This window comes from Coleofasciculus sp. D1-CHI-01, from assembly GCF_040218875.1.
GTDB lineage: Bacteria > Cyanobacteriota > Cyanobacteriia > Cyanobacteriales > Coleofasciculaceae > Coleofasciculus.
In genome coordinates, this window is the sequence record NZ_JAVJQP010000048.1 from 1 (window position 1) to 26647 (window position 26647).

The following is a 26647-nucleotide window of genomic DNA, read 5'->3' on the forward strand; positions in this document are numbered from 1 at the left end:
TAACAGAACCGACTCCGGTACAAAGAAAGGCTTTAGATTTATTGGGCGTAAGCCTGATATGTACCCAGTGAAGCCAAAAGTCAAATCGTCCTAAGCCAAGATATGCATACGGTGTAGCGATTTGTCAAAGGGGAACTTCAGTTTAAAGTAAATCGTATTCTTGCCAGATAAGTCCTACCAGATTCGTCATAGCATCTTCACCCCAACTATTAGCAACTGCAACAAAATCAGGAGTATCTCGCCACCTCAACTCTGGAATCGTTAGACCTCTCTTAGCCATGGGATGATTCCTCCATGACTTCCAATTTTTTGTCTAATTCTGAACGCCACATCATAATATCGGCGGCGACTTCATCAGCATCTCGTAATGCCATAGAGCGAGTCCAGTAGCGAATTTTATCAGGTTTGATTAAATAAATGGTGGGAACGGTTTTACCATTCAATTGAACGGAATCATATATCCGGGCAATACGTTGATAGAAGATTCCACCGTCGTCTTGATTTGCTGTATCCAAGAATAACTTATCCAACCTCTTCAGTTGTTCCAGAAGAGTAGGAGAGTTGATAGGTTCTATCTGTACCCCTTCACCACCCACTCCTTTAAGATGAATGGCAACTAAACGAATAGGTAAGTGAGCTGTGTTATGCTCCTGAAAAATAGTAGCATAGACATTTTTATCTTGACCAAATCCGGCTTGTAAGACTCGCAAAAAATACTCGCAATACTCCGTCAAAACTGACTCTGACTTGTTTTGAGAGTCTTGATTATCGTCACGGCGGGTTGTTTGACGCCCCGGTGAATAATTATCTCCTTTAAAGTCGGGTAGCGTGTAATTAAACAGATCTTCAATTAATACCCACTCACTATCTTTGAAAGAGAATGCATCACAAACCAGTCGATCGATATCTTCAAGGTTTTCAACATTTTGCAACAATCCGGTTCGAGGTTCTGGAATTGGTACTCGCAGTAAATCTTCTACATTCGGTTCAGGTCGGCAAGAAGCAAACCGACCACTTGATAGAAATAAATAGTAGACAGCTAACTTGCTGTTGTAACTAAGGCAAGCAGACTCTAAAATAGAACGATATTGTTGATCAATATGTACACTTATATAACTTTTTGAACAAATAATTCCTTGATTATCATTATCAGCTATAATAGCCGCTTGAAATCGTTTATTACTCGTCTGCCAACCTTGTTTAAGAATCATTTGTGGCATTTCAAAAGCACCAAAATCTGTTGAAGCTCGTGAATCCGTAGTTGGATCATAATTTTTATCTAGTTTTTTAACCTCAAGAAATAGCAATGTGTCATCAGGAAATTTGGTTGATTTTAATATCCGTTTCCCGACAATAGTTTTCTGAGAATTTTTTCTGTCACCTCGAATAACTCCTTGGCGCTTTTTGACAATACCTTCACTTTCAAGCCTTTCCAGATTCTGTTCCCGACTTAATCTCCGAACTAAAGTTAGATCTCGTCTCCCCCCCCACATTAATGCTGTCCAAACCAAAGGATCTATAATTGCTTCCTTTTGATAAATTATATTAATGTCTTGTGGTTCTATGAACAGGCGATAGTCATCTTCGTTACTACGAACTGGCTTAGGACAGATATAGTAAAAAGGATCACTATTAGGGACGCTCTTACTCATTGTGACAATGCAAGATAGTGAAACAGCTTTTTTGAATAATCCAAAACGCAAGGCAGATAGATTAACTATCTCTTCTAGTTTTAATTCTGAGAAAAGCTTCTGACGAAACTCTTTGGCTGTACTAATTTGATTAAAAATTAGTACTCCAGCAGGCTGCATCATGCTAATCTGCCCACCTGGTTTGGTCAAGGCTACAGCTTTCGGTAAGAAAAGTGGCCCAATATTACCGTAAGTAATTTTCCACTGATCTCCTGCCCAAGACTTTGCCAGTGGGGTCATACTATTCTTTCCCCAAGGAGCATTACCTATAACTAAATCATACTGATCCGAATCTAATTGTGTGCGAAACCCTTCTCTATCTTCTCGGAAGAAATCTGCACAGATTAATTGTCTATCTCTCAATCGGGGAAAGCGTACCTCTTGCCAATAACGTCGAGGATCAATCTCGTCACACATCGTTAAGTAGAGACTGAACGAGGCAACTCTTACAGCTTGAGGATTAATATCAATACCAAATAAATTACGCTCAAGTAGAAATTTCAAGATGTTCGATGTTATTTCCGCACCCCCATTCGCTTTCTTCCATCGGTGAATGAGTCGCTGAAATGCTTTGACCAGAAAAATCCCTGAGCCACAAGCCGGATCAAGAATCTTGATATCCCAAACTTCACTATCCCAAGGCAGAACACCATCCAGAATAAAATCAACGATGTGTCCTGGCGTGTAATGAACCCCTTTATCAGTCGTATTTTCTCGAATAAATTCTTCATAGATACTGCTGATAAACTCTAGGGGTATGGCATCAAAGGAATACTGCTTCCAGAGACACCTCTGTCCAGTTTCCATTTCTAGCTCACCACTAACAAACTCCGCGAGAAGATTAAGGTGTCGCTGAGTAACCTTTTGTTCCTCTGTGCGCCATTCTGCTTCCCGTTCTGCTTCTGTGGCTCCTTTCCCCGGAAATAAATCTCCATTAAATCTATCGTTAAGCCAGCGGAAAAACCTGTAAGTGTCTCTATGGTTGCCTAATAGTTCAGGTAAACCACTATATCGAGATGACAACTCCCCAATTTCATGCAAATAATCTAGAAATTCTGGAGTCAGAGCCGGATGTCCTTGGGAATCTTTCCGGTCAAAAAGGAACTGAATAAAAATAATCCGACCTAGTAAATCATGAATCGTATTGTAATCAAGTCGCAGTTTTTTGAGTTGCTGACGAACACTTTTGAGATTGTTCAGTAGCATCTGGTCAGCGGATTTGCTGCGTTGAAATCGCTTTTGATGGTCTTGGAAAAACTGACCCGAAACCAACTCAGCCCAATGGAGACGTAGAGTGTCAGCCGCTTGTTGTGAGAGAGAGGCTTCCAACTCTCTCCTAGAAATTTCATCAACTGGAGTCAAGAGTTCAGACTCAGTTGGGGGTTCTTCGTAACAGGTCCAAACTCGTAAACGGTCAGGTTCTGTAGTAATTAAAGATGGAGAGCGAGAGAAACTCCATGCCAGTTTGTAGGTTTCCCGAAGCGTCGATTCTGATATGGGTTCGGGGAAATTACAGACAATGGCAATGGGGGCTTCCGTGTCGTCTCCATGAGGATTTGCCGCCAATACTCCTACTTGTACATTCGCCCCATCTGGAAGATTCCTGATTGTCCTACCCAGTTTTTCCTGAGCCAGCCGTGCATAGACGCTGGCTCCAGCTCCCGTGGGTTGCCAAATTTGGCTGGGATGAGTCCAGTAAAGCTTTTCGTGAGCCAGTTCTAGGAGTCCAGACTGCGACATACTACAGGTTACGCTGCGAACGGTTTAACCTTTGAAGCAATGTTTGCCGCCCAAAGGCTTGTGATCTGCTACTCAGCTACATTATCCTCCTTAATAGACTTACAATAGCAGCAAATGAAAATTAAACGTATTTTAATTTTAAGTTAAAGTCATACATTTAGGGTGATGTGGATGGAATGAGTGTTATCCAAGGGTTCACAAGACGCGAAACGCTAGAATTGACAGGTACGACCTCTAATCGCCTGCAATACCTGGAAAGGTCTGGGCTGGTAATCCCCACCAGAATCGGTAAGTCTCGAAAACCTACTGTCATTTATACTTGGGAACAGGTTTTAGAGATTCGGGCAATCAAACATCTGAGAAAGGAAATCTCGCTTCAGACTGTGAGAAAGATTATCAATTTCTTGGATGAAAGTGGATTCGACGATAGTTTGAGGGACAAAAAGCTAATTGTCATTGATGATCAGGTTTTCTGGGTGCAGCAGGATTGGCAAGACTTTCCGGAAAAAATGCCATCGGCGATTAAAGTAGCGGGAAATAATGGTAAAGATGTGGGTCAATACATTTTATTAGTTATCCCTACTTTGTCGGAAATTGTGAATGAGATATGGAAAGCCGCAGCAACATCACCCATCGTAGATTTTGCCAGTTTTAAGGAAAGGGCTAAAGTCAACTGTACCCATGTCGCTTAAGAATCAGACAATGATTTAATTCCTATTGTTTAAATCGCTAATACAACGAGAATATTTCCTCAGAAACGTTTCAATTGAGCGGGGGCGATCGCTAAAATATTCACAGAGGACATCAAACCCACCATGGGCGTATTGATTCATCAGCCGAACCCCTTCATTTGACAGATACGAGGGAGAGTTAGGATCAACCAGTTTGGCGACTTGACGGTAAACATCATCCCGCTCATCTAAATCTATTCCTAAACGGGATAAATGCACCTGAATTAACACTCCAACCAAAAGACGCCCACGAGATTGGAATTCTCTCGGAAAGTAGCCAATTAAATCATCTACATGATCCGCCTTAATTTCTGTATTCGGGCGTCCAGCGGCAAAACCTGCCATCAAACAAAAATAGTATAAATCAAAGAGAGTCGGGTAATGGTGAGAAATATCCTTAAACCATCTCCGAGCATCCTTACGCAGTTGAAAATCCATCTTTCCCTATAGTTCCTCATCCAGATCAAAACGTTCAAAAAATTCTTTTCCTGTTACCATTACCCCATCAACAGTTTCTGTGAGTTGATTTGAATCAACATTCTGCCAAAGTGCATCCATCCGAGACGTTTTCCGAAACAAGGTTAAATACTGTACGTTTTCCTGTGCAGCTTGATGTAAACTATCAACAAAGCTTTGCCGTTCACTGGAGATAGTAAAGGCGACAAACTGGTTACCCAATTGAGGAACCAGACGCGCTACTTCTGGACGCACATTTAAATCCAGCGCCCCCGCTGGACTATCGACAATAAAGGGTAATTGGTGGTTACTACGGTTAAATAAAGTGGCGAGAAACGCATAGCTAACGGATAGAGTTTGACCCACGCTTGCACCCGCTCGACCTTGTAATTTCAGTGAATCTGGGATATCTTCTAACCGTACTGGATCTCTGGATAATAACTGGGTAATTCGCTGATTGGTTTCTTCAATTATAATTTTCCGTAGTTCCTCCCTGGCGTGCTGATGCGCTTGATTCAGAATGCGGCGGACTATTTCGGTTTTGCGCTTCAAAGTTAAGGTATGGGTGACTTCCGCTACATCGTCTTCAGCTTTGGTAATCAGGAACTCCAACTCCTTTAAACAGTCCGTATCTTCACTCGGTTTACTGTGAGGCGATCGCTCAATTTCTTCTAGGCGTTGGTTACACTGATCCAATTGTTCTCGTAGCTGATCCAGATGCTGCTTTTTGGCTTCTAATTCAGAGTCTCCTTGTTTGAGACGTTCCTCTTCCAAAGAACGCAATTCTGTTTTAAATTCATCTCGCGTTCTAATTACTTTTTGTAACCCTTGCACCTGTTCCTGAAAGTCTTGGTGGTACTGTTCTGGATTTCCACCACAATAATCCGCGATATCCGATTTAATCCGATTGAGTACCCCAACTTCATCCTCTCCCAGATATTGCATAGCGCGATCGCGAACGGCTTGACGAGTCACATCATCCATCTGGCGTCCACACCATCTGGCGTCCACAAACACATTCTTGCGCCTCAGCCAGTTCTTCAAAAAACTCTTTGGATGTGGAGGTGGGTAATTTGAGACGGTCTAAATTAGCTTTCAGGTTAATTAAAGAGGCGGCTAAGCCCGGGATAATCCTTTGCGGATCTCGCATTTTCTCCGTTGTCTTTTCTACTTCCCTCTCGACAACTTTTTCCGCCTGATCAAGCTGAACTTTTATCGTTTTTAAACGAGTACCTATATTCTGATCTTTGCCCAAGGCTTGGTCATAGTCTCTCTCCGCATCCTGTATACCTAATTTCAGTTGAGACTGTTGTATCTGTAAAGCGTCTCGTTCTCTTTTAATTTTATCTCGCTTAGTTTTCAGCCGATTTAAGTTATTTCGACGCCGAGTTAATCCTTGAGTCGATTTCGAGCTAGAATTCTGAGCATGACGTTCCCAATTATCCTGAAAGTAATTGGCGGCTTTTTCCAACAAGGATAACTGAAATAGAGAATCTATGGCATCCCGGGCGCGAGTCTGTTTCGGATCAAGTAACGTGTTGGCAAGTTCCCCATCAAAGACAAACAAATTGACAAACTCTGGATTGAGAAACTTTTTAATGTCTCGGGGCGGTAAAAAGCCATCTCGAATACCATAACTATGACTAGAACTGGTGCGATAGGCAACTTTTCCTTGAATGAAGTCAAGATTTAACTCAAATGTAAGTAAGTTGTCATCCATCCCTAATCTGACGACAAATTGACCCGATTGAGTGGAGTCACTACTACGCTGAAATTCGCGAATCTTTTGGCTATTCCACTCTCGTGCAGCCCCTGACAGTGTAGCCCGTAACATATTCAGTGTAGTCGTTTTTCCAGTCCCGTTAGGCATCTGTACTAATGTCACTGGATAAGGCGTCGTGCTATTCTCTGGACACAGATGCACTTGATGATCAGGACATCGTAAACCCGAAGCAGACCAACCTAAGAGAGTAAGTTGTAGACTCATTCTAATTCCTCAGAAGTATCAGTTTCAATGGCATCTAATATGGTTTCTATGAAAGACCCAATATCATCAGTTTTCGATCTGCCATCGGATAACTCTTCTAACAACTTCATTATTCGTTTAGCCACTTTATCGGGTTGATTATGATGGAATACTGCGGCAAAAACAGCTTCATCTACTTTGACATCTATCGCCATCGTTAAGTTTCCTCACAACGAATTTTAGACAAACTCATTAACCAGTCTTTACGAAGCTGATCACTATTAAGTTCCTCAGCGTTTTCATCTTGGACGCGCACAAAATCAACAACGATCGCCCGCTTATCAGGATTGGCTGGATCTTTCCGCAAACAGCGCCCCATCCTCTGAATCGTCTCCAATTTTGCCCGTGCTGATGAGAACAAAATTACGGAACGGAGAGAGGGTATATCAATACCTTGAGAAATGCGATGACAGGTGATTAAACAAGTAATCCGGTTGTTGACAAAATCAATCAAATGTTGTCGGTCATCTTCGGCATAATAGGTATGGAAGTCATAGCGATAACGATGGACAATATTAATCACCTCTTCACCATAGTCACGATTTTCCACAAAGATAATGCAGCGATCCAGAATATCTGAACGCTCTGAGAGAAACATCTCAAAATAGGGAAGTTTGGCACGAGAGGTTTTATAGACTCGCGCTAATGCTGTCCAAAACTGCTCATCTGACATGGGATTCCCTTCAGCGTTTCGGGCGGCTTTCTGGCTGTAGACATTGCGGATACGTTGTCGATCTTGATCCGAGAGATGATATTCAATGGGATAGTAATCAAACTCACAGAGAATTCCGCGACGAATTGCATCTTCAAGACTGAAACGATAAATAATTGAACCGACATTCCTTTCAATAAAAGCCGTTCCTTCTTGATCATACTCTCGCTCTGGCGTTGCACTTAATCCCAATCGATAGGAAATATGCTCAGATAACCCGTCTAATTCTTCAATATTTGCCGGACTTCCCAATCCATGTACCTCGTCGTGAATCAGTAATAAACGGCTTCGCGTCGGGCGAGTTAGCGATCGCAAGACGTTACGCAGGGCATTTCGTGATAGGATTAATAGGCTGTTTTCTGGGTCTAACTCATACTCATCTTTGTCATAATAAGTGGCATAATGCTTCAGTACACGAAACCGAGGATTTAATTGACTGGCAACAGCGTACAACTGATTTGACCACTGATCGAGCAAATCTGTTCCGATGGCTGTAATTATGACTGAGTTAATGGCTTGCTGGGCGACTAATTCCCTGATAATATTCAAAGATGTGCGGGTTTTGCCTGTACCTGTTGCCATCTCCAGAATGCCACAACGTTTCTGTAAAAAGGCTGTCATTGCCTGAGTTTGGTGTCGCCACGGATCTAAATCATCCATTTGGTAGGTTCCTCGAAGTTCAGAGACAATCCTGGATTGTTCCGGAAGTTCTTCCAGTGGCGGGGGATATTCTGGGCGTAATCGTAAGAGCGATCGCGCGGCGGCTTCGGGAAACTCAATCACCTCTACCTTGGGCGTCTGGTTATCCCACAACCGCTGAAAGTTTTCGGCTTTTCTTAATACCCGTTCTTTGACACCCAAATGCCAGGAACAGAAGACATCAATACATTCAAAGTTATCAATTAACGCCGATGAACTCTCATTCGCTGAACCGGTAAAGGCGACAATATTATCCTGGTTATCGACAAAAATACCTAACTTTTCATGATAAATTCCCGGTTGATCAAGATTACTGGCTACCGCTAACTTAATTTCTAATATCCCTTGTCCCAATAACCAAGCTAAACAGGCTAATCGATCGCGCACAACTTGCTCAAACTCTTGGTCTAACTCACGCAAAAGCGTATCAGTAATCACATCCTGACGTTGCTTCAATCCTGTCGCGATCGCCTCAGCATCCTCTGGCGACAAATAAGGAGAAGCCACCAACTGCATCTTTCCACCGGAACGAATCAGCGCCGTGATTCCTCTCGCCGCCGCCGCCATTGAGGTACTGGAGAAAAAGCCAACGGCTCGTTTGTAAACGGTAGCCTGTTCCAGACAGGGGAGATAGAAATCGCGAATAATATCAACGCGATCGCTACGGTATTCGTCCTGAATCGATAAATCGCTTAACCCCAATATTAGAGCCTCTGAATCTAGACATTATTCATATCTTTATATATAGCAATTCCCTTTGAGATGTGAAACCCACGGGTATAGACAAAGGGAACAGGGAAGATTAAGTACAGATAGACTCTACATAATTAGACAGTATTATTTCATAAGTATTTGAGCAATCACACCCTCAAAAAAGTACCTATGTAGACCTTTTTATGTTTTCGACATCGCGCTTTTTCCAGAACTCATCTCGCATGGCTTGTTCTGCCTCTAATTTTGATTTACGAGCTGATTCTAAGTCTTCATTTATTTTTTTGACAATCGCTTGTTCTAGTTGAACGTACTTCATCCCACGAACCGTTAAGACAGGTTGGACTAGAGAAATAACACTGGCTCCGATTTTTTTATGGGAATTGACTTGAGTTTGACCGGAATAACGCCTTCCATTCATGATATACCAGGCAAACATTTCACAATTATTACTGTGAATATTGTAGCCACCGAACTTCTCCGGATATTCCTTAACTCGTTTCTCTTGCTCAGGAGTTAATTTTGCACCGTTTCCATTGTATTAAATACCGTTTGCACCCCAGCCAATAGAATTATTGAAGGTTCCATCTGATGAAATAAAGTAATGCCGAGCAATCCCCAACGTTGATTCAATGGGCAAGCTATAAATGGATGCTGTCATGAAAGTGTTTCCAGAATCTACTCTTCTTCAAGACTAATTATAGCAACTGCCAAGACAGTTAGGACACATCGGATTCGTAGAGACGTTCCGGTGGAACGTCTCCAAAGAGTGCGGTGGAACGTCTCCAAAGAGTGTGGAAAGTCCTAATCGATGTGTCTACTTCTATAATTGATCACGGTTCAATTCATTTACTGGATTTACACAGCTACAATGATGGATTAGATTTGCCGATTTTATGGGCGCACGCCATGCGCCCCTACGATTTCTGGACGGAATCCTAATTCCTAAAAAATAAGATATGCCACACTCCATTAATTTAAACCCTGACTGAATTTCTGCAAAAAGGCTTCATACGCCTGATTAATTGCTTGCATTTTGGCTATAGCCGTAGCCGAGGAATTGATATCCGGGTGATATTGCCGAGCTAATTGACGGTATGCGAACTTAACTCTGTTGATATTGGCGTCTATTTCCACGCCTAAAATTTCCCACCATTCACCCGATAATCCCGACTCAAAGGGGGTAGTTTTAACACCAAACTGGTTACGCCAAATCTTAATCGTCCCTGCTTTACCACCACTGACTAAGATTTGTCCATTCGGACTGAAAACCACAGGACTACATCCAGCAAGTGTGCCAAGTAATTGACCTGTGTGTAAATTCCAAAGATGGACAGCATTCGGGTCAGCACTCGCCAAGAGTTGTCCATTCGGACTGATGGAAACGGAAACGATTCCCTTTAATTGTTTATCCAGAGTTTTGCGTAATTCTCCTGTATTGATGTTCCATAATTTAACCGTACCATCGGCGCTACCACTTGCCATAATCTTGCCGTCGGGACTTATAGCCACCGATGTCACCCAGTTAGAATGTCCGGTAATAATCTGAGGTTGTTTATAACTGCTTAAAGACCAAACCCGAATCGTTTTATCCGCACTACCACTAACCAGCATTTGACCATCTGGACTAATAGCCACCGACCAAACTGTGTCTGAATGACCATTGAGAGTGCGTTTAAGCTCTCCAGTGTATCTACCCCACAATCGGATCGTTTTATCACCACTTGCACTAGCCAGAATCTTTTGATCCGGGCTAAACGTAAGGCAGGAAATAAAACCTAAATGACTGTAAGTAGAATTTGGATAAAAGAAGGGACTTAGCAGGGCTTTTCTATCTACCTGCCAACTGCTGATTTTATTGTCAAATCCACCAGCAACCAACATTTTTCCCTGGGGGCTAATCGCCACAGCAAAAACTTCTCTAGCTTGTCCAAAGACGGTAAAATTATGTTTTCCGGTTTTCAAGTTCCATAGACTAACGGTTTTATCTTCACTTCCACTTGCCAACGTTTGTCCATCGGAACTAATCGCGATCGCGGTAACTGTTGCTTGATGTCCTTTGAGAATTAGAGAATAAAGAAATTCATACCCGTCTTGATGATATTGGCTCAATCGAAATTGTTGAAGGTCGCCTTTGGTGGCTATTATGGCTAGGACTAGCTACAATTGGTGTTTATTTAATCGGTATAATTTTCATTGTTCTATTCTTATTCATCAAGCAACGCTGGATAGTAATTTATGCTAAAAGTGTTAATTTAGTCGTATTTTATAATAAAGCGGAAAATGTTGAGCAGTTTAGAACTACGGTTTTGGCGGTACTCCGCTAAATTTTATTTGATTAGTAGGTGCGGGTTATTACTATCAACTGATCAAGGCACGATAAGCTGTCATGCATTTAAATTGGGTATTAGTAGCGAGCAAGATGCAAAGCCTGCGGCATGGCTTCGCTTAACGCACTACAAGGATTGCGCCATTATTGATATTAAGGTTTAAATGCCGAACAGCTTAGTATCTTGTCCCTACCGAATTCAATTATCCCTAATCTAGGGTAGGGAACATTGCCGTGCCCTCTTATCACCATCGTAGTCTAAACTCCAGTACCTATAGAAATCGGCTCAAATCAAAATCGTCGTCAGGAACCTCTTGTTTAAACCGTTGTGCATTCAAAACTAATAATAATCGCTCCGAATAATCCACCGCCCCCCGCAACTCGTCTCGTAATATCTGTAAGCCGCCATTAGCATACTCTTCAAAAATATGAATCCGTTCCTCCTCGGCTTTGGCATCAAAGGAGGAGAGAATTTTAGCATCTTTGGTTTCGATAAGCGCCAAAAGCTTAATCAGCGCGTCATATCCCCTCGACACAAATATCTCTAAGCCAATCGGTGCGGGTTCTTTCTTAGCAATTGTTCCCAGAGGCGATCGCTTCCTGCGCTTGACACCCAACGCCGCTGCAAATGCGATAACGTCAGCATACGTTTGAAAGGGTCCGGTTGTCTCGGCTGATGCGGTTAACGCTTTGACTAAATCGGCTTGATCCTTGGCAATTCGGATGCGATTGACGCCCATTCCCGTGACATCCTCCTATTTTCGTCATTTGTCATTTGTCATTTGTCATTCGTCATTCGTCATTTGGTCGGGGCGGGTTTTGCAGCCAAGCTAAGGATAACAATCAATATTAGTCCCTAAACCCGCCCCTACACACAGACGTGCCATGGCACGTCTCTACATGGCTTCCCCCGCTTCCCCTGCTCCCCCTGCTTCCCCTGCTCCCTCTGCTCCCTCTGCTTCCCCTGCTTCTCACCCGACACCCTACCGAGTTTGCTGAATGTAGAGTAAAATACCCCGTGCGATCGCCTGGGCGATTTGGCTGCGAAATTCTGGTGTGGCAAGTCTCGGCGCATCCTCAGCCCCGGTGACAAACCCTACTTCCACTAACGCAGAAGGCATAGAGGTGCGTCGAATGACAAAAAATCTGCCTCGTTTCACGCCGCGATTCCGCATTCCGGTACTCTGTAATAGACTATTTTGAATCGCTTCAGCTAGCCCTCGCCCATTGGCATAGTAATAGGTTTCCACGCCATTCACATCGGGACGACTCATGCTAATCGCATTGGCGTGGATACTGACAAATAGGTCAACATTCGTTTGTTCCGCCAGTTGAACTCGCCCTCTGAGGCTAATAAATCGGTCATCCGATCGCGTTAATATCGTTTGTACACCCTGTTGTTCTAAAAGTGCTGCAACCTGGAGAGAAATTGGCAAAATCACGTTTTTCTCCTGCAAGCCACCAATCCCCACAGCGCCAGGATCTTTACCCCCATGTCCCGGATCAAGCATCACCACAACGCGACTATTACGAACCCCAGGAAATACAGTCGGAGGTGGTGAAATCTCTGGCGGTAATCGTTCCGGTGGCGGTACGGGAAGCGCACCCGTTGGCGGTGAAACGACTCTCCTCTGTCGCAGGGATAGGGCTAAGAGTTGATCGCTGGGTTGATTGAGTTCGCCAATCTGGGTATTTCGATCCGGTTGAACGACAATCACCACGGTACGCGAATCAGGCTGGCGTAGTCTCACCTGGGATAATGGACTATTTACGCCTAACTGAGGTCCTTGAACTCCCGGCGAAAGTTGGGCATCAGGGATGGTAATTTGGAACTGGTTGGCGCTGGGATTCCAATTCCCACTCGCCCGAATCCGTCCATTCGCCCGGATTAATAATTGAGTGCCATTTTGGGCGATGTCCACCGATTCAATGGTGGCGAGAGAGGTAGCCGTTGTGGGTTCTCTATCGGATCGCGGCGATAAGCCATCAAGCTGGGACGCTGAAACTCCCCTGGGTAATAATACCAAACCACCAACGGAGCTATAATTCATCTGCCAGTCGGGACTCTCGCGATTCACGTTTAACGTGATGCGGGTTGGGGATGAACCCGACTGTTGAGATAATTGAATTTGGTTGACCCCATAGCGATTCACCGACACCGTTTGATTCAGTAAGTCTGGGGGTAGGGTAATTCCGTCCACCTCAAACTCAATTGTCCCGCGATCGCGACTCCGTTGCACCTGAATCTCTTTGGCTTCCCCATCATTGGTGCGAATGAAAAACCCATCCCGTGTCACCTGAATCGGATCACGTTGCACCCTTGACTCTGTTGTCTCACCAGAGGATTCTGGTGGTGTGGGACGAGGTGTGGGTTGGGGAGGAGGAGTTGTGGGCGGTAGGGGACGAGGTGCGGGTGTGGTGATCCGCTGCGGTTCAGGAAGTTGCACAAACCACTGTCTCGGCGACGCCCCACGAAATTGAATCTGTTGCGGGTCTATAGTATAGCCCGGTGCAATTTCTACCACAATCCGCGTCGTCTGGCGGTCAAACTGTCCCACCCGAATTTCGCGAATTCCTCCCCCTACAGGCTGGCTGACGCTGGGGCGTCCCAATGTCGTACCGGGTAAATCGATAACCAGGCGCAGGGGATTGGGAATCAGTTGGGCGGTGGGTTGAACGCTACCATCTGTGGTAAATTCCAGTTGATTTTGACTCGTATCAAATCGCCACAGCAGAAGTCTAGCCGCTTCTGCGGGTAATGAAACCAGAAACGTACTCCAGAAGCTAATAAGTAGCAGTAGCCACTGAATTTTCCTCATTCCCCTACCCTCACGATTAATCGTCTAACTGCCAATTGCTTGCTCAATGTCAGCCTGGTCTAGTTTACGTCCAATTAACACTAACCGAGTTTGGCGAGATTCGCCGTTGTGCCACAGTCGATCATAGAATGAATCGAAGCGATTGCCGACTCCCTGCAAGACTAGACGCATGGGTTTATTGGGTACAGACACAAAGCCTTTGATCCGGTAAATCTCCTGCTGTTGCACGAGTTGTTGCAGTTTGGCGATTAGGGTTTTGGGTTCAAAGGCTTGATCGGATATAAATTGGATGGAATTAATCTCGTCGTCATGGTCGTGGTCGTCCTCGGTATCATGATGACTGGGACGATTGTCTAAATTATCCTCGACGGCGGCGTTGAACCCGAGTAAGAGTTCAGGCTGAATTTGTCCCTGATCACAAGGGATAACCTTAACTCCCGTGGGTAATTGATCCTGTAACCAGTCTTTGATCCGAGTCAGCGTCGCCTCATCGACTAAATCTACCTTGGTGAGTAAGACTAAATCCGCACAAGCTAATTGATCTTCAAAGAGTTCCTCAATTGGGGTTTCATGGTCTAAATTGGGGTCAGCTTGGCGTTGGGCTTCTACAGCATTGATGTCACCGACTAAGGTTCCGGCGGCTAACGCTTGACAATCGACCACCGTGATTACTCCATCAACCGTAGCACCGTTGCGAATGGGAGTCCAACGGAAGGCTTGAACTAGGGGTTTTGGTAACGCTAATCCAGAGGTTTCAATTAGCATACAATCGATGCGATCGCGTCGTTGCAAAAGTTGCTGCATTGTCGGGAAGAATTCTTCCTGAACCGTGCAGCACAGGCAGCCATTGGTCAGTTCTACAATATTATCGTTGGGATTGTCCTCTTCATCACAAATTTGGCAGGAACGCAATAACTCGCCATCAATACCCACTTCACCAAACTCATTCACCAGAACCGCTATTTTACGTCCTTGGTTATTTTGCAGTAAATGGCGCATTAATGTGGTTTTGCCAGAACCGAGAAAGCCAGTAATCACCGTTACGGGAATTTTATGCATGATTATTTAACCTCAAGATAGGGGTGGAATTCGTGCTAAGATGCCTTTTTTTAAGGGTTCAGGTCGTTTTGACCAAGGCAATAAACCATCGGGTTGACTATGGTACAAACTGGCACAGTCTAGGATAGCCGCTGCTGTTTTGGGTAATGTCTCTACATCTATAGGTAAATCCCCAAATAGGTACGTGTGTTTACCCAACCCGGCTAAGGAAACCGCACAAGGGCGACTACAAGCACTCATACATTCAACCGGTTGAATCGGAAATTTATCCCGGAGTGACCAGTTTTCGTGGAGTTCCTGCAAGGGTTCTAGCAGTTTTTCTCCACCACTTTGACCAACACGCTTGCCATCTTGCCAAGTGCTGGCGCAGGTTGTACAAACAAATAGGGTATGTTGATGAGTCATTGTGTTTAATTACAGAATTGTTCTGGGGTCATGAAGCGCTAAAACCGTATCAGCTCTAGGGATTTTAGATGGTTGTGGCTTTACGCGATCGCTTGTTGCTTGCCAGCCGTTTCTAAAGACAGTTCACTATCTGCTATTTCAACTCAATAGCAGCATTCTCAAATTAGAGAGAATGGCTAGTAACGCTAGGCAGAATTCAGCAGAATTCAATAATCAAACGTCTTGATCAGGGGTTTGGCTAGTTTGAATAGTCAGTGAACCTGTACCTGTATGGATTAGTAATCTTTACCTAGACTGATACCGCAATTTCTCTAATATTTGCTTTAACCGTCTGAATTTTGGCAATAATGTTTGAACTCCCATCCGTACCTCGCAGATGAATCATCGAAAAGTTATCTGTCGGTGGGCATTCTGACTTAGAAACAAGGACTCATTTCGTCACAGTTGCGGGACAGCGCCGGATTTACACCGAACTTTCCCCGTTACCTCTAATGGCTGCTCCCCATTAGAACCGACCGAGATTAATACTTTACCATGTCGGTTCGGCAAGGACTACCCTTTTTCGCTTTTCCCTCAGTGGCGTGATTTCTTCCTGACCACAAAACCTGTACCAAAAGGATAAGCTGGTTTTATAGGGATGATTAGCTCAATCTATCAAACTAGGCATAATCACCCAATGTCGTGGGATTTTCACAGGGGAGAACATGATTAAATCCTGGATAGTAATTGGGACTGTAACCTTGCTAGTGGCGTTTGCTGGTAACTGGTTAACGTCCGATGATGTCCGATGGTTCAACCGCCTGCGCCGCCCCCGATGGTTGACATTTGAGCCGGCGATTCCTTTCATCTGGACAGTGGTTTTTATTTGTGGAGGATGGTCAGCTTATATGGTATGGGAAAGTAATCCAGGGCGTCCTCAAACGTGGCTGGTTTTGGGATTATATTTGCTGTTGGAAATAGTAACAATTGCCTATACGCCAGTAATGTGCCGACTTCGCAGTCTCAAGGTGGGTACGATGATTGGGGGTACGGGGGCTATATTGAGTATTATTTTGGCACTTTTAGTTTATCCTATCTCAGTTTGGGCATCGGTTTTGCTGTTGCCTTATATTATTTGGAGTCCGATTGGAACCTACACGACTTGGGCGATGATTCGACTGAATCCGGAAGCGGAATAGGTATGGATTGAAGCAGGCGATCGCTCTCAAATTTGAGTGCCTTAGCCTAACCGATAACACATCAATCAGAGGACGCAGTTTGTCGATTGAGTAAAGGGCGACCCGACCCAATTTAAATGGATTAATATTGTTAATTAGATGAAACAGGTATCTGCCAACGCTTCTGTAACCAAGTTTTAACGGCTAGGGCGTATCACACGAATTAATTTACCTGCCAAGGATTCTTCTGCTGTGATTGCTTCGTTGATACGAGTTGCCATACGAGGTCGATTCGGATCATTTGTACAAACAATAATCCCTGAATGATCAGTATTAATTCTGTGTAATCGGATAAAATCCTGGCGATTGAGGGTGATAACTATCCGATTATTGCTGATAGCAAATGCTAATACATCTTCATCAGGAATTCCTAGGTTAGCATTTCCAGCTTCCTGCACGGTCAAGACATCATGTCCCATTGTCCGAAGCCGTTCACTAACGTCCCGTGGAAACTGCTCATCAGCATACAAACGTGCCATTGGCTAGACAACCTCATTATTGGCGCGAATCGCTGCTGCAATTTCTTCGGGATGACCATCAGCATACGCCCAAGCATTGACCAGATCAGCTGCACTGATGTGAGGATAGTCTTGCAGGAGTTGGGCTTCACTGATGCCAAGCTGTTGGGCTTCAACTAATAACCAAACGGCAATTCGGGTTCCGGCAATACAGGCTTCTCCACCACAAATACCAGGAGTGTTGCTGATTCCTTTGCCGCCCGTTCTCAGGGTTTTGGTCAGACTCTGAATGATGTCTGCTTTGTCAGCAGGGGATAGGCGAAGAAGCTGATGTTCCAGTTCCTGACGAGTCATAGAGTACAGGGATAATTGCAAATTACTTTTATTGTAGCGATCGCGCTATGGGGCATCGCGTCTACACGGCTAGCGGGAGTCTTGATATTTTGTACCTTGCTTGTTGGAGTATCTTCATAAATTGGGTAATTTACCCAAACTCATAGCCTTAATTCACCCAGTAATGCCAATCTGCGATCGCCTGTTGGGTTTCTGCATCTGCCTCTGGAGCCTCTAGCTGAATCAACGGCACTGCCAGCGTATCATCATCCCAGGCAATCTCCACAAACATTTCCTGTTCACACTCCTCCTCTGGTGCCATTCCCACCACTTCTACGGTTGCCTTTTCTTTCACGGGGGAAATGCGTCGCTTACTGATGCAGACGGCTGTGAAGGGAAACTGCATTGTGTCCTGTAAATAGCAGTACCAGCCCATTGCCTGCTCTTCTGGGCTGTATGCATCCACCACAATTTCCATCGTGATCCGCTCTTCTCGCTCTGCATCCCGTTCCACTCTCGCCATAGCCTAACTTCCTTCGTTGCTGTATGGTACACCCAGATTCAAGGTTAACCCCCCTCTGCCAAGTCAGCATAAATAAACATCTCGACTCCCAACAGGATTAAAAGTAGAAGCTCTACCCAGGACAAAATTGTCACACCTGTTGGGCCTGATAAAATTCTTCTAAATTTGTAGGTTTCTCGAACATTGCTATTGTTCAGTTATAATACTCCAATGATGATAGGTTATGTTTAGAAACGGCAAACACCTGGAGAAGTGATTGGGCAAGTTGGCTGTGCTATGGGATTGTCTCTAAGGAAAAGTCCAGTCAGATTAGTCAGTCCAGAGAAAGGACTTATATCTTTTATTTGGTTATTGTTGAGGTAAAGCTCAGTCAGATTGGTAAGCTCAGATAGGGAACTGATATCTTTTATTTGGTTATCGTTGAGGTGAAGTTAAGTTAGATTTGTAAGTCCAGAGATAGGACTAATATCTGTTATTTCGTTGTCGCTGAGATTAAGCTGAGTTAGATTGGTAAGTCCAGACGGAAAACTGATATTTTTTATTCGGTTATTGTTGAGGTAAAGCCTCCTCAGACTGACAAGTACAGATAGGGAACTGATATCTGTTATTTCGTTGTCGCTAAGGTAAAGCCTCTTCAGATTGGTAAGTCCAGATAAGGAACTGATATTTTTGATTCGGTTATTGTTGAGGTTAAGCCGATTTAGATTGGTAAGTCCAGACGGGAAACTGATATTTTTAATTCGGTTATTGTTGAGGTTAAGCCAATTCAGATTGGTAAGTCCAGAGAGAGGACTGATATCTGTTATTTGGTTGTAGCTGAGGTAAAGCGAGTCCAGATTGGTAAGTCCAGAGAGAGGACTGATATCTGTTATTTGGTTAGAGAAGAGGGAAAGCCAAGTCAGATTGGTAAGTCCAGAGAGAGGACTGATATCTGTTATTTGGTTGTAGCTGAGGTCAAGCCAAGTCAGATTGGTAAGTCTAGAAAGAGAACTGGTATCTGTTATTCGGTTATTGTTGAGGTAAAGCCAATTCAGATTGGTAAGTCCAGAAAGAGAACTGATATCTGTTATTTGGTTGTAGCTGAGGTTAAGCCAAGTCAGATTGGTAAGTCCAGAGAGAGGACGAACATCTTTTATTTCCTTAGAGAAAAGGTCAAGCGCAGTGCGACTTGACAGAATTTCATCAGCTTGAGAGCAATCACTTGTGCCTGTTTGTTCCAACAGTACCTCGACTGTTTTTTGAGAAGAGGCTGATAAACTGGTTCTTTGGAGACACCATTCTCTAAAAGAACTCCGTAGACTGGGTGAGGCGGCTATTGTAGCCCCCCATCCCCATCCCCATAGACTTAAGAAGAGGGCGATCGCGCTAATCCATTTCATTTCCTAAACTTGATACAGTAAAACTCTAGATTATCCCATCCATAGTAATCTGGAGATTATTTGTTGGGGTATGTGATCGTTTGCTCAACTCCTTCAGAATATTCACATCCACAAACAAATCACCCAACGGTACCCAATGATCTACGCCCCAAAGCGCCATTGTGCCATGTAAGGATTGGATGTCATCATGGAGACGCGATCGCACGTTTTCCACAAGAGCGTCAATATCAGAGGTATCCATTACTCGCTCAGAATGCCATCCTAAATCAATCCGAGGACGCAGTTTAGCGATACGTTGTTGACTATCGATACCAGAATGCGATCGCACACACTCCAACAATACCCAAAGTGCTTGTTTACCCGGTGCAATTTCGCCATAGTCCGCTAGCTTTTCCACCATCTCCGGGATGAACGTTGCAACAGCACCATTCCAAGTGATGCGTTGTAACACCGATGCACCATTATCCAGCGCTAGGATTAGGATCGAGCGACGGCTGCGCTCATCTTCCATCAAGGGTTTGAGCAGTTCAACTAATTCATTGATCGTGTTCGAGTCTAATTTAACCGTCAATTTAAACTGTAAACTGTGCGTTTATTCGTCTATTTCCAAGACGATACCTTCATAGAGCAATTCAATCGGAAATTCAAATTCAATGCTGGATAGAGTGATGGTATCTCCCGCCTGATAAGGATAGTAAAGCCACATTCTTCCCTCTCCGCGAGAGTAACGTTCGACAGAGATTGTTTCCGAGTCAATCAAGATATACTCTTGCAAACTGGGAATTTTCAAATAGTAAGTGAATTTTTCCCCTCTATCCTTAGCACTTGTACCAGGCGAGAGAACTTCTACAATAAGTTTAGGGTTTTGAATAAACTTGCGAGCGTTAAGGTCTTCAGGGTCGCAACTGACGATAACATCAGGATAGTAGTAAATGCTCTTCGGACTCACTTGCACCTTCACATCTGAGACATTGACCCGACAACTTCTGGAACGCAGATGAGGATACAAGGCTCTGTAGAGATTGAGAGCAATATCGTTATGAGGAATCGTACCGCCTGTCATAGCAAAGACTTCACCCTTGACATATTCATAGCGAATCTCTTGCTGAGATTCCCATTCGAGATAGTCCTCAAAGCTCATTTTGGGCAATTGTTGGGGAGTGGCTATCATCGGAAATTAGGGTTGGCAAGGGGGCGAATGGAAACCCCTGTCATTTATGTATGGGGAGGAATTCGCCCTTTTACATAAACAGCAGTCCGACAGGACTTCCTTTGAGAAGCTGTTGGTATCCATTTCCCTTGTGTACACGACTGCATATTTGAATGGAAACCCCTACCGCCTTGGATTGACTTGCTGACGTTCGATGTATTGCGTTCACATGAAAGTCTGGGCAATTACAGACTCGTGCTTTTAATCTGTACGCATAAGGGTTGCTTGATTGGGCTTATGCCCCTCCCGTTTCCGGGGTGCTTTGATTGTAGCAGTAGGGGTAGGATGACCCTAGGCAACCTCTCGCCCATTTCCTTGAAATCCTGCCATAAGTCCTCCAATTCTGACCGACGGCTGCTGCTTGACGCCTCCAGAATAACGGTTGCTACTCCTATAATGGTCAAAGACTAGCACGAAGAAATTTTGGAGAGGGAATTCTGATGACGATTCGCGAAACCACTATAATGACGAAATCATTGTAGTGCGTTTAGCGAAGCCATGCCGCAGGCTTTGCATCTTGCTCGCTACTAATACCCAATTTAAATGCATGACAGCTTACCCTCTCACCTCCCTATCCCAACCTCTCAAAAAAATCCGTGAAATCAGTGTCATTCCCCTCTCACCTCTCCACCCCAATCTCTCAAAAAAATCCGTGAAATCAGTGTTTTGACAAATGACAAATGACAAACTCAGTATTAGTGCGATCGCGATTCGCCGCCATATCGGTACTCTAGTCTTAACCCTAGCCGTAATTGTGCTGGGGATATTCTTTATTCTCCAGATTCAGGTCGATTTATTACCCTCGATTACCTATCCCCGGATTGGCTTACGCTTGGGAGCGCCCGGTATCTCGCCAGAGGTAGCGGTTGAGGAAATTACTAAACCCTTGGAACAAGGATTAAGCGCGACTGAGGGCGTTATCCAAGTCTTCTCCCAAACTCGTGAGGGACGAATTAGTTTAGACCTGTTTTTTCGACCCGGAGGTGATATTGACCAGGCGCTAAATGATGCAACAGCGGCGTATAACCGCGCTCAATCAAATTTACCCGAAATTATCGAAGAACCGCGTTTATTTAAGTTTGACCCCTCTCAATTACCGGTTTATGAATTAGCCCTAAAATCTTCATCCCTAAACGATGTAGATTTGCGCGTCTTTGCCGATGAAGAACTTAGCCGCGAACTGAGTGTAGTTCCTGGCGTCGCCTCAGTGGATGTGTCTGGCGGGGTAACAGAAGAGGTTCGGGTGTTGATTGATCCGACTCGTTTGCAGCGATTAGGATTAGGCTTAACCGATGTCCTAGATGCCCTAGATGAGCGCAATCAAGATGTGGCGGGGGGACGACTACGGGGGGAAGATTCGGAACCTTTGACGCGAACCATGGGACGGTTTCAGGAGGCGGCAGAACTGCGGAATTTGTCCTTTGAAATAGCAGATACCGACGCCACCAATCTGTCTCTTCGGGTCTATCTGCGCGATTTTGCTGAGGTAATTGATGGGACTGAAGATAGACGGGTATTTGTCTTTCTGAATGGAGAACCAGCGGTTAAAGTTAGTATTCAGAAGCAACCGGATGCGAATACGATTGAAGTTGTCAATGGAGTGAAAAAACGCATTGAACAGCTAAAGCAATCCGGTTTAATTACAGAGGATATTGAATTAGTGGCGACATTGGATGAATCAGTTTTCATCCAAAATTCGATTGCCAATGTAACCAGTGCGGGGTTAGTGGGAGCAACATTAGCCGCGTTTGCAGTTTTGTTGTTTTTAGGTTCATTGCGGCAAACTTTAATTATTGTCATCGCCATTCCTCTCGCCACCCTAGCCGCTGTGATTTTAATGAAATTATTTGGCTTATCCCTAAATGTGTTTAGTTTAGGCGGATTAGCGTTAGGTGTGGGGATTGTCGTGGATAATGCGATTGTTATGCTAGAAACCATCGCGGCGGGTGTGTCTGATAATCCGGTTGTAGGGACAGATGTAACCGATAAAAATGGGGAAAAAACCAATAACTTAACAAAACCCGCCCCGCCTCAATCCATCATTTCCCAAGCCGAACGGTGTTCCCAAGAGGTAGAATCAGCACTGATTGCGTCTACCAGTACTAACTTAGTTGCTGTCCTCCCTTTTTTACTCATTGGTGGCTTTTTCTCCCTCCTGTTTAGTGAATTAATTTTAACGATTAGCTTTGCTGTCGCCGCGTCGTTAGTGGTGGCGTTGACGGTAGTACCCATGCTGTCGTCTCGCCTATTAGCAATTCCTCGATCCAGTGGTTTAAATCGATTTTGGCTATTACAAGCTTTTAATCGTCGCTTTGAAGCCGCAACTCGAAGTTACCAAGGGTTTCTAGCACGGGTGCTGCGGTATCGTATTTTAGTCATCGCCCTCGCTATTTTAATTTTAGGCGGAGGAAGTTTAGCCTTAGCCCGTCAAATTCCCCAAGAAATTCTGCCCCGAATTGATACCGGACAAGCGAGAATGTTTGCCCAATTTCCACCAGGAACTACTCTAGAACAAAATCGCCAAGTGATGATGGCGGTGGATGATATTCTCTTGGCGCAACCGGAAACCGACTATGCCTTTACCACATCTGGCGGGTTTCTGTTTGGTGGGAATACCTCAGAAAACCTGTTACGGGGGACGAGTACAATTGCGCTGAAATCGGATAGTAATGTCGAGACATTTATTGGACAAGTCAATCAAGAATTGCAGACATTAAATTTAGTCCAAACTCGTCTGCGCCTGAGTCCCGGTGAAGTACGGGGGATTATTTTAAGTAATTCCCCGGTTCGCGGGGCGGATTTAGATATTGGCTTACAGGGAACCAATACGCAGCAATTAGAAGCCGCAGGGCGTCAAGTCTTAAAAGCGTTAGATGAACGCGCAACCTTAGCCCGATTTCGCCCGGATGCAGATAATCGCCAACCCGAAATTCAAATTCGTCCCGACTGGGAACGAGTCGCCCAATTGGGGTTAACGGCACAGGAAATTGGTGATACGATTCAAACCGCGATCGCAGGTTCGGTATCGACTCAGTTACAACGGGGTGATCGCTTAGTGGATGTGCGGGTACAGCTTGATCAAGCGGCGATTCAGCGCGTGTCTCAGATTAAAGAGTTACCCCTATTTACCAATAATAATCGCCAAATAAAATTGGGTGATGTCGCCGCAATTGATCAAGGACAAGCGCCGGGTGAAATTCAGCGAATTAATCAGCGCCAAGTGTTCTTAATTGCAGGGACACTAAATGAAGGTGCAACGCTGAGTGAGGCGTTAGCGGAAACCAATGCAGTGTTAGCAGAATTAGACTTACCGGAGGGGGTTTCTATCTTACCCAGTTCCGCCAGTGAAACGAATCAGCAACTGCAAAATTCCCTGAAGATACTGGGAGGATTAGCGGCATTTATGGTGTTTGTGGTGATGGCGGTACAGTATAATTCCCTAATTGACCCCTTAGTGATTATGCTGACTGTACCCTTGGCGTTAGCCGGGGGAATTTTGGGACTCTATGTCACCCAAACCGCCATGGGTGCAACGGTTCTGGTGGGGGCGGTACTGCTGGTGGGGATTGTGGTGAATAACGCGATCGTGATGGTGGAGTTTGCCAATCAAATTTATTACCGGGAAAAGGTTGACCGCCAAACCGCCATTTTGCAAGCCGCACCACAACGTTTACGACCGATTTTGATGACTACAATTACTACAGTGTTAGGCTTGTTCCCCCTAGCATTAGGGATTGGGCAAGGGTCAGAGTTTTTACAACCGTTAGGGGTGGTTGTGTTTTCGGGATTATCACTAGCAACGGGATTGACGTTATTTATTATTCCCTGTTTCTATACGTTGCTTCATGATACTTTTGGGGATAAGAATCGTAAAAAAGGAGCCAGGGTAAGAACAGGGAAAAAGAACCAGGGAACAGAAAACCGGGATAAGACTAGAGCATCAGTGTAGAGCCAGAAGTAGAGACGTTCCGCTGGAACCTCTGCCAATTGTCGGTAGTTTTCTACTGTATTGTACATATAATAAATTTCCATCTTAGCGGCTGCCATAGCCATTCGCTTTATTTACTTTTCCTATGGCAATGTGATTACAGCAGATTTCAGCCCGACCTACTTAGGGGTTGCTGAATAAGTCTTGTAGTGGGGTAGGGAGCAGGGGAAGCCGGGGAAGCCGGGGAAGCCGGGGGAGCAGGGGAAGCAATGATACATTTTCCCTGATAGCGGTGCAAGGATATGAAAGGGTTTTACCTTATGTTCTTGAAGATGAGTCAATGTCCATGCTACTCAAAGCCTTGATAGATAAGGGTTTTGGAGTTGTGCAGCAAGCCCTACTTACTTAAGCAAGATCCCCGACAACTCCTACGAAGTCGGGGATCTGTCTGTGTACCTCACTATACTTAAAAAATACTGCTATTTTTTGATAAAAATTTTGGGAGATAGTAGAAAATTATAATTGTTGTAGCGCTACGCATACATGTTAGGACAAAATAAAAAAAAATTAAATCGCTCAATCCCTTGTCAGGTAAGTGTTTTTCTTCACTATTGCCCATTGCCTAGCGCGTAGCGCTATATAACCCGCGAAGGCGGGTTTGGTCTGTGTAGCTGCGGTTTAAACCGCCCAGCTTGATTTAAGGCTGGTGGGCATTGCCCACCCTACTGATAACTGATAACTCCCTCATCTCATCAGAATCCCCGTAAGGGACTAACTTCCAGCACACCATTCGGCTTAAACACCACCTGAAACTGAGCTAAGGGTTGGTCAGGAACAAATCCAGTTTCCCCATTGCCAATACCAGCCGCTTCTGGGTCAGCTAATTCTGCCAACGGTGTTTCCGCTACATAATCCCAAGCGGGTTGATTGGTCGGTTCGTAGTCCGCGATCGCGCCATCTTCAGTGATAGCCACTCGGTAATTTAATGGTCTTCGTGATAGCGATGTTCCTTGCCAACGTTCATTTAACGTGGCGTAGAGTTGGTTATTTAATCGTCTCAGTAACGTCCGATCCGTGATTTCTGGTCCTAAACCAGGTTCTTCCTGATAGCCTTGCCAAGGACTGATTTGCAACACACCACCTGGGGTAAATACCACCCGGAATAAAGCAAAGGTTTCGCGAGTTGCTGTACCGCCTTCTGTAGGAATATAGCTCAACTCCGGTAAAGGCGTGTTTTCTGCACTATCAATAGGCGTATCCTCAATCGGCTTATAACCCAAAATATCTCCGTCTCCGCCAACCGTAACCTGATACTCTAAATTCTGACTTAACCCTTCCCGGTTATCCCATTCTTGATCAAGTTCTCTGTGCAGATAACGCTTCAAATAACTTAACTCTGTGGGATTGATAATCTCTCGACTGGAGGTTAATTCGTTTTCCAGTTCAGCCGCTGACGGGGGACTTGAGGTGGGAGTTGGCGTTACCTGACTTGGGCTATCTGGAGTTGGGGAGGTTGTTTCCGTGACCTCAGACTCAGAGGCTGGCTTGGGCGGACGCACTTCTGGGACAGGTACCAAAAATAACGCCAACGCTGCGACAGCTAAACTCGTCACCCCGATCGCAGCAGGTGCGCTTCTCTGGGCGACAGATTGGTCGGCTTTGCGATACCGTCGGGAAATCGCTTGTAAGGGTACACTTAGATCGGGCAACGTGCGCTGATCCGCCTGGAACTGATCGATCGCCTCAACTAAATCAAATAGCTGTACTGTTGTTAAATCAAGCTGTACAGGATTTTTGCCATCTATCCCTCCCGCAGAAGTCCCGGATGCGCTATGGGAATCAGCCGGAACAGTCGAAAGAGGCTCTGCGGTTTGCCCCACCCTTAAACGGTGCAAGTTTTTATCCGGAAGTGATTGTAAATGCACTAAAGGCGGTTTAGCGCCATCAAGTTGGGGGTGAGGGATATGACTCAAAAATTCTTGAGCATAGCGACTAACCGACTGAACTAAGCTCTCAAAAAAATCTCGTCCGCCGCTAATGGGTTGCGGCTGACCCATAAAACGGCATTCTGCGTTAACCAGAATCGTCATCAGGGGACGAGCATCGAGCTGATCTCCCCCTGCGGTTGTATCACTTAATCCCTCTAGGATCAGCGTACAGTTGGGCAAACTGTACTGGCGTCGAATTGTCATCGTTTTTTCCTTATGGAACCCAATATTAT

24 protein-coding genes, 1 pseudogene and 1 riboswitch are annotated in these 26647 nt (G+C 44.8%); of the genes and pseudogenes, 4 read left to right on the forward strand and 21 right to left on the reverse strand.

All coding sequences use genetic code 11. The features are described 5' to 3' along the window. Positions 1 to 142 precede the first annotated feature (142 nt). Positions 143 to 280 carry a hypothetical protein gene (locus RIB93_RS08730; RefSeq protein ID WP_446372271.1) on the reverse strand — a complete coding sequence of 46 codons (138 nt, stop codon included), beginning with the start codon at positions 278 to 280 and terminating at the stop codon, positions 143 to 145. Further along, positions 273 to 3431, reverse strand: a complete 3159-nt coding sequence (locus tag RIB93_RS08735; RefSeq protein ID WP_446372273.1) for an HsdM family class I SAM-dependent methyltransferase — start codon at positions 3429 to 3431, stop codon at positions 273 to 275. Before RIB93_RS08735 ends, RIB93_RS08730 begins: the two co-directional genes overlap by 8 nt. Before the next feature lie 176 nt (positions 3432 to 3607). Here RIB93_RS08735 and RIB93_RS08740 point away from each other — a divergent pair, with 176 nt between their 5' ends. Then, on the forward strand, positions 3608 to 4123 hold the full coding sequence (locus RIB93_RS08740; RefSeq protein WP_446372275.1) for a MerR family transcriptional regulator: 516 nt from the start codon (positions 3608 to 3610) through the stop codon (positions 4121 to 4123). A gap of 15 nt (positions 4124 to 4138) precedes the next feature. On the opposite strand, the gene RIB93_RS08745 is transcribed toward RIB93_RS08740, so the two are convergent. The 6 genes from RIB93_RS08745 to RIB93_RS08770 all read right to left on the reverse strand — a co-directional run bounded on the left by RIB93_RS08745 (position 4139) and on the right by RIB93_RS08770 (position 9205). Then, positions 4139 to 4600, reverse strand: a complete 462-nt coding sequence (locus RIB93_RS08745) for a hypothetical protein (RefSeq protein WP_446372277.1) — start codon at positions 4598 to 4600, stop codon at positions 4139 to 4141. A gap of 6 nt (positions 4601 to 4606) precedes the next feature. Then, positions 4607 to 5629, reverse strand: a complete 1023-nt coding sequence (locus RIB93_RS08750; protein WP_446372279.1) for a hypothetical protein — start codon at positions 5627 to 5629, stop codon at positions 4607 to 4609. Continuing rightward, positions 5595 to 6605, reverse strand: coding sequence for a hypothetical protein (locus RIB93_RS08755; RefSeq protein ID WP_446372281.1), 1011 nt, complete (start codon positions 6603 to 6605; stop codon positions 5595 to 5597). Before RIB93_RS08755 ends, RIB93_RS08750 begins: the two co-directional genes overlap by 35 nt. Then, on the reverse strand, positions 6602 to 6799 hold the full coding sequence (locus RIB93_RS08760; RefSeq protein ID WP_446372283.1) for a hypothetical protein: 198 nt from the start codon (positions 6797 to 6799) through the stop codon (positions 6602 to 6604). The genes RIB93_RS08755 and RIB93_RS08760 overlap by 4 nt, the downstream gene beginning before the upstream one ends. Before the next feature lie 2 nt (positions 6800 to 6801). Then, positions 6802 to 8757, reverse strand: coding sequence for a DEAD/DEAH box helicase family protein (locus RIB93_RS08765; RefSeq protein ID WP_446372285.1), 1956 nt, complete (start codon positions 8755 to 8757; stop codon positions 6802 to 6804). Between the two features lie 178 nt (positions 8758 to 8935). Continuing rightward, a complete protein-coding gene (locus RIB93_RS08770) occupies positions 8936 to 9205 on the reverse strand; it encodes a hypothetical protein (protein ID WP_446372287.1) in 270 nt (89 codons plus the stop codon). A 335-nt stretch (positions 9206 to 9540) separates the two neighbouring features. On the opposite strand from RIB93_RS08770, the gene RIB93_RS08775 reads away from it, so the two are divergent. After that, positions 9541 to 9708 carry a hypothetical protein gene (locus tag RIB93_RS08775; RefSeq protein ID WP_446372289.1) on the forward strand — a complete coding sequence of 56 codons (168 nt, stop codon included), beginning with the start codon at positions 9541 to 9543 and terminating at the stop codon, positions 9706 to 9708. Between the two features lie 30 nt (positions 9709 to 9738). Here the strand turns inward: RIB93_RS08775 and RIB93_RS08780 are convergent, their stop codons facing one another. The 5 genes from RIB93_RS08780 to RIB93_RS08800 form a co-directional block, all read right to left on the reverse strand. Next, the gene (locus RIB93_RS08780) at positions 9739 to 10878 is read right to left on the reverse strand and encodes a WD40 domain-containing protein (RefSeq protein ID WP_446372291.1); all 1140 of its coding nucleotides are present in this window, start codon (positions 10876 to 10878) and stop codon (positions 9739 to 9741) included. A 489-nt stretch (positions 10879 to 11367) separates the two neighbouring features. Next, on the reverse strand, positions 11368 to 11835 hold the full coding sequence (locus RIB93_RS08785; RefSeq protein WP_446372293.1) for a DNA phosphorothioation-associated protein 4: 468 nt from the start codon (positions 11833 to 11835) through the stop codon (positions 11368 to 11370). 243 nt (positions 11836 to 12078) lie between these two features. Further along, the gene (locus RIB93_RS08790) at positions 12079 to 13914 is read right to left on the reverse strand and encodes an N-acetylmuramoyl-L-alanine amidase (RefSeq protein ID WP_446372295.1); all 1836 of its coding nucleotides are present in this window, start codon (positions 13912 to 13914) and stop codon (positions 12079 to 12081) included. 24 nt (positions 13915 to 13938) lie between these two features. Further along, positions 13939 to 14973: a cobalamin biosynthesis protein CobW gene (gene cobW, locus RIB93_RS08795; protein ID WP_446372297.1), complete on the reverse strand. Its 1035-nt coding sequence runs from the start codon at positions 14971 to 14973 to the stop codon at positions 13939 to 13941. A gap of 12 nt (positions 14974 to 14985) precedes the next feature. Beyond that, positions 14986 to 15378 carry a DUF1636 domain-containing protein gene (locus tag RIB93_RS08800; protein WP_446372299.1) on the reverse strand — a complete coding sequence of 131 codons (393 nt, stop codon included), beginning with the start codon at positions 15376 to 15378 and terminating at the stop codon, positions 14986 to 14988. 384 nt (positions 15379 to 15762) lie between these two features. Continuing rightward, positions 15763 to 15909, reverse strand: a riboswitch (cobalamin riboswitch). A gap of 173 nt (positions 15910 to 16082) precedes the next feature. Between RIB93_RS08800 and RIB93_RS08805 the strand changes: the two genes are divergently transcribed. Beyond that, on the forward strand, positions 16083 to 16556 hold the full coding sequence (locus tag RIB93_RS08805; RefSeq protein ID WP_446372301.1) for a TspO/MBR family protein: 474 nt from the start codon (positions 16083 to 16085) through the stop codon (positions 16554 to 16556). A gap of 176 nt (positions 16557 to 16732) precedes the next feature. On the opposite strand, the gene RIB93_RS08810 is transcribed toward RIB93_RS08805, so the two are convergent. From RIB93_RS08810 to RIB93_RS08840, 7 genes and pseudogenes are all read right to left on the reverse strand, one after another. Further along, positions 16733 to 17074 (reverse strand): DUF5615 family PIN-like protein, encoded by a 342-nt coding sequence (locus tag RIB93_RS08810; protein WP_446343077.1) that lies wholly within the window; start codon positions 17072 to 17074, stop codon positions 16733 to 16735. Positions 17075 to 17077: 3 nt separating this feature from the next. Continuing rightward, on the reverse strand, positions 17078 to 17407 hold the full coding sequence (locus RIB93_RS08815) for a DUF433 domain-containing protein (protein ID WP_446343075.1): 330 nt from the start codon (positions 17405 to 17407) through the stop codon (positions 17078 to 17080). A gap of 148 nt (positions 17408 to 17555) precedes the next feature. Continuing rightward, positions 17556 to 17909 carry a calcium-binding protein gene (locus tag RIB93_RS08820; RefSeq protein ID WP_446372303.1) on the reverse strand — a complete coding sequence of 118 codons (354 nt, stop codon included), beginning with the start codon at positions 17907 to 17909 and terminating at the stop codon, positions 17556 to 17558. 227 nt (positions 17910 to 18136) lie between these two features. Beyond that, a pseudogene (locus RIB93_RS08825) lies at positions 18137 to 18328 on the reverse strand (leucine-rich repeat domain-containing protein); the annotation flags it as partial. Between the two features lie 12 nt (positions 18329 to 18340). Then, a complete protein-coding gene (locus tag RIB93_RS08830) occupies positions 18341 to 19288 on the reverse strand; it encodes a leucine-rich repeat domain-containing protein (RefSeq protein WP_446372305.1) in 948 nt (315 codons plus the stop codon). A 25-nt stretch (positions 19289 to 19313) separates the two neighbouring features. Then, positions 19314 to 19859, reverse strand: coding sequence for a hypothetical protein (locus tag RIB93_RS08835; RefSeq protein WP_446343069.1), 546 nt, complete (start codon positions 19857 to 19859; stop codon positions 19314 to 19316). 21 nt (positions 19860 to 19880) lie between these two features. Further along, the gene (locus RIB93_RS08840; RefSeq protein WP_446372307.1) at positions 19881 to 20459 is read right to left on the reverse strand and encodes a Uma2 family endonuclease; all 579 of its coding nucleotides are present in this window, start codon (positions 20457 to 20459) and stop codon (positions 19881 to 19883) included. 712 nt (positions 20460 to 21171) lie between these two features. Between RIB93_RS08840 and RIB93_RS08845 the strand changes: the two genes are divergently transcribed. Continuing rightward, on the forward strand, positions 21172 to 24447 hold the full coding sequence (locus RIB93_RS08845) for an efflux RND transporter permease subunit (protein ID WP_446372309.1): 3276 nt from the start codon (positions 21172 to 21174) through the stop codon (positions 24445 to 24447). A gap of 731 nt (positions 24448 to 25178) precedes the next feature. Here RIB93_RS08845 and RIB93_RS08850 read toward each other — a convergent pair. After that, a complete protein-coding gene (locus tag RIB93_RS08850) occupies positions 25179 to 26618 on the reverse strand; it encodes a DUF4335 domain-containing protein (RefSeq protein WP_446372311.1) in 1440 nt (479 codons plus the stop codon). Positions 26619 to 26647 lie beyond the last annotated feature (29 nt).

What these genes read in the sequence shown, in the direction of transcription:
- RIB93_RS08820 (WP_446372303.1), bottom strand. Translation starts at nt 17,909, where the DNA reads ATGGCGAGAGTGGAACGGGATGCAGAGCGAGAAGAGCGGATCACGATG.
- RIB93_RS08845 (WP_446372309.1), top strand. Translation starts at nt 21,172, where the DNA reads ATGACAAATGACAAACTCAGTATTAGTGCGATCGCGATTCGCCGCCAT.
- RIB93_RS08745 (WP_446372277.1), bottom strand. Translation starts at nt 4,600, where the DNA reads ATGGATTTTCAACTGCGTAAGGATGCTCGGAGATGGTTTAAGGATATT.
- RIB93_RS08735 (WP_446372273.1), bottom strand. Translation starts at nt 3,431, where the DNA reads ATGTCGCAGTCTGGACTCCTAGAACTGGCTCACGAAAAGCTTTACTGG.
- RIB93_RS08805 (WP_446372301.1), top strand. Translation starts at nt 16,083, where the DNA reads ATGATTAAATCCTGGATAGTAATTGGGACTGTAACCTTGCTAGTGGCG.
- RIB93_RS08770 (WP_446372287.1), bottom strand. Translation starts at nt 9,205, where the DNA reads ATGTTTGCCTGGTATATCATGAATGGAAGGCGTTATTCCGGTCAAACT.
- RIB93_RS08740 (WP_446372275.1), top strand. Translation starts at nt 3,608, where the DNA reads ATGAGTGTTATCCAAGGGTTCACAAGACGCGAAACGCTAGAATTGACA.
- RIB93_RS08800 (WP_446372299.1), bottom strand. Translation starts at nt 15,378, where the DNA reads ATGACTCATCAACATACCCTATTTGTTTGTACAACCTGCGCCAGCACT.
- RIB93_RS08760 (WP_446372283.1), bottom strand. Translation starts at nt 6,799, where the DNA reads ATGGCGATAGATGTCAAAGTAGATGAAGCTGTTTTTGCCGCAGTATTC.
- RIB93_RS08785 (WP_446372293.1), bottom strand. Translation starts at nt 11,835, where the DNA reads ATGGGCGTCAATCGCATCCGAATTGCCAAGGATCAAGCCGATTTAGTC.
- RIB93_RS08815 (WP_446343075.1), bottom strand. Translation starts at nt 17,407, where the DNA reads ATGACTCGTCAGGAACTGGAACATCAGCTTCTTCGCCTATCCCCTGCT.
- RIB93_RS08790 (WP_446372295.1), bottom strand. Translation starts at nt 13,914, where the DNA reads ATGAGGAAAATTCAGTGGCTACTGCTACTTATTAGCTTCTGGAGTACG.
- RIB93_RS08830 (WP_446372305.1), bottom strand. Translation starts at nt 19,288, where the DNA reads ATGAAATGGATTAGCGCGATCGCCCTCTTCTTAAGTCTATGGGGATGG.
- RIB93_RS08850 (WP_446372311.1), bottom strand. Translation starts at nt 26,618, where the DNA reads ATGACAATTCGACGCCAGTACAGTTTGCCCAACTGTACGCTGATCCTA.
- RIB93_RS08755 (WP_446372281.1), bottom strand. Translation starts at nt 6,605, where the DNA reads ATGAGTCTACAACTTACTCTCTTAGGTTGGTCTGCTTCGGGTTTACGA.
- RIB93_RS08840 (WP_446372307.1), bottom strand. Translation starts at nt 20,459, where the DNA reads ATGATAGCCACTCCCCAACAATTGCCCAAAATGAGCTTTGAGGACTAT.
- RIB93_RS08810 (WP_446343077.1), bottom strand. Translation starts at nt 17,074, where the DNA reads ATGGCACGTTTGTATGCTGATGAGCAGTTTCCACGGGACGTTAGTGAA.
- RIB93_RS08730 (WP_446372271.1), bottom strand. Translation starts at nt 280, where the DNA reads ATGGCTAAGAGAGGTCTAACGATTCCAGAGTTGAGGTGGCGAGATACT.
- cobW (WP_446372297.1), bottom strand. Translation starts at nt 14,973, where the DNA reads ATGCATAAAATTCCCGTAACGGTGATTACTGGCTTTCTCGGTTCTGGC.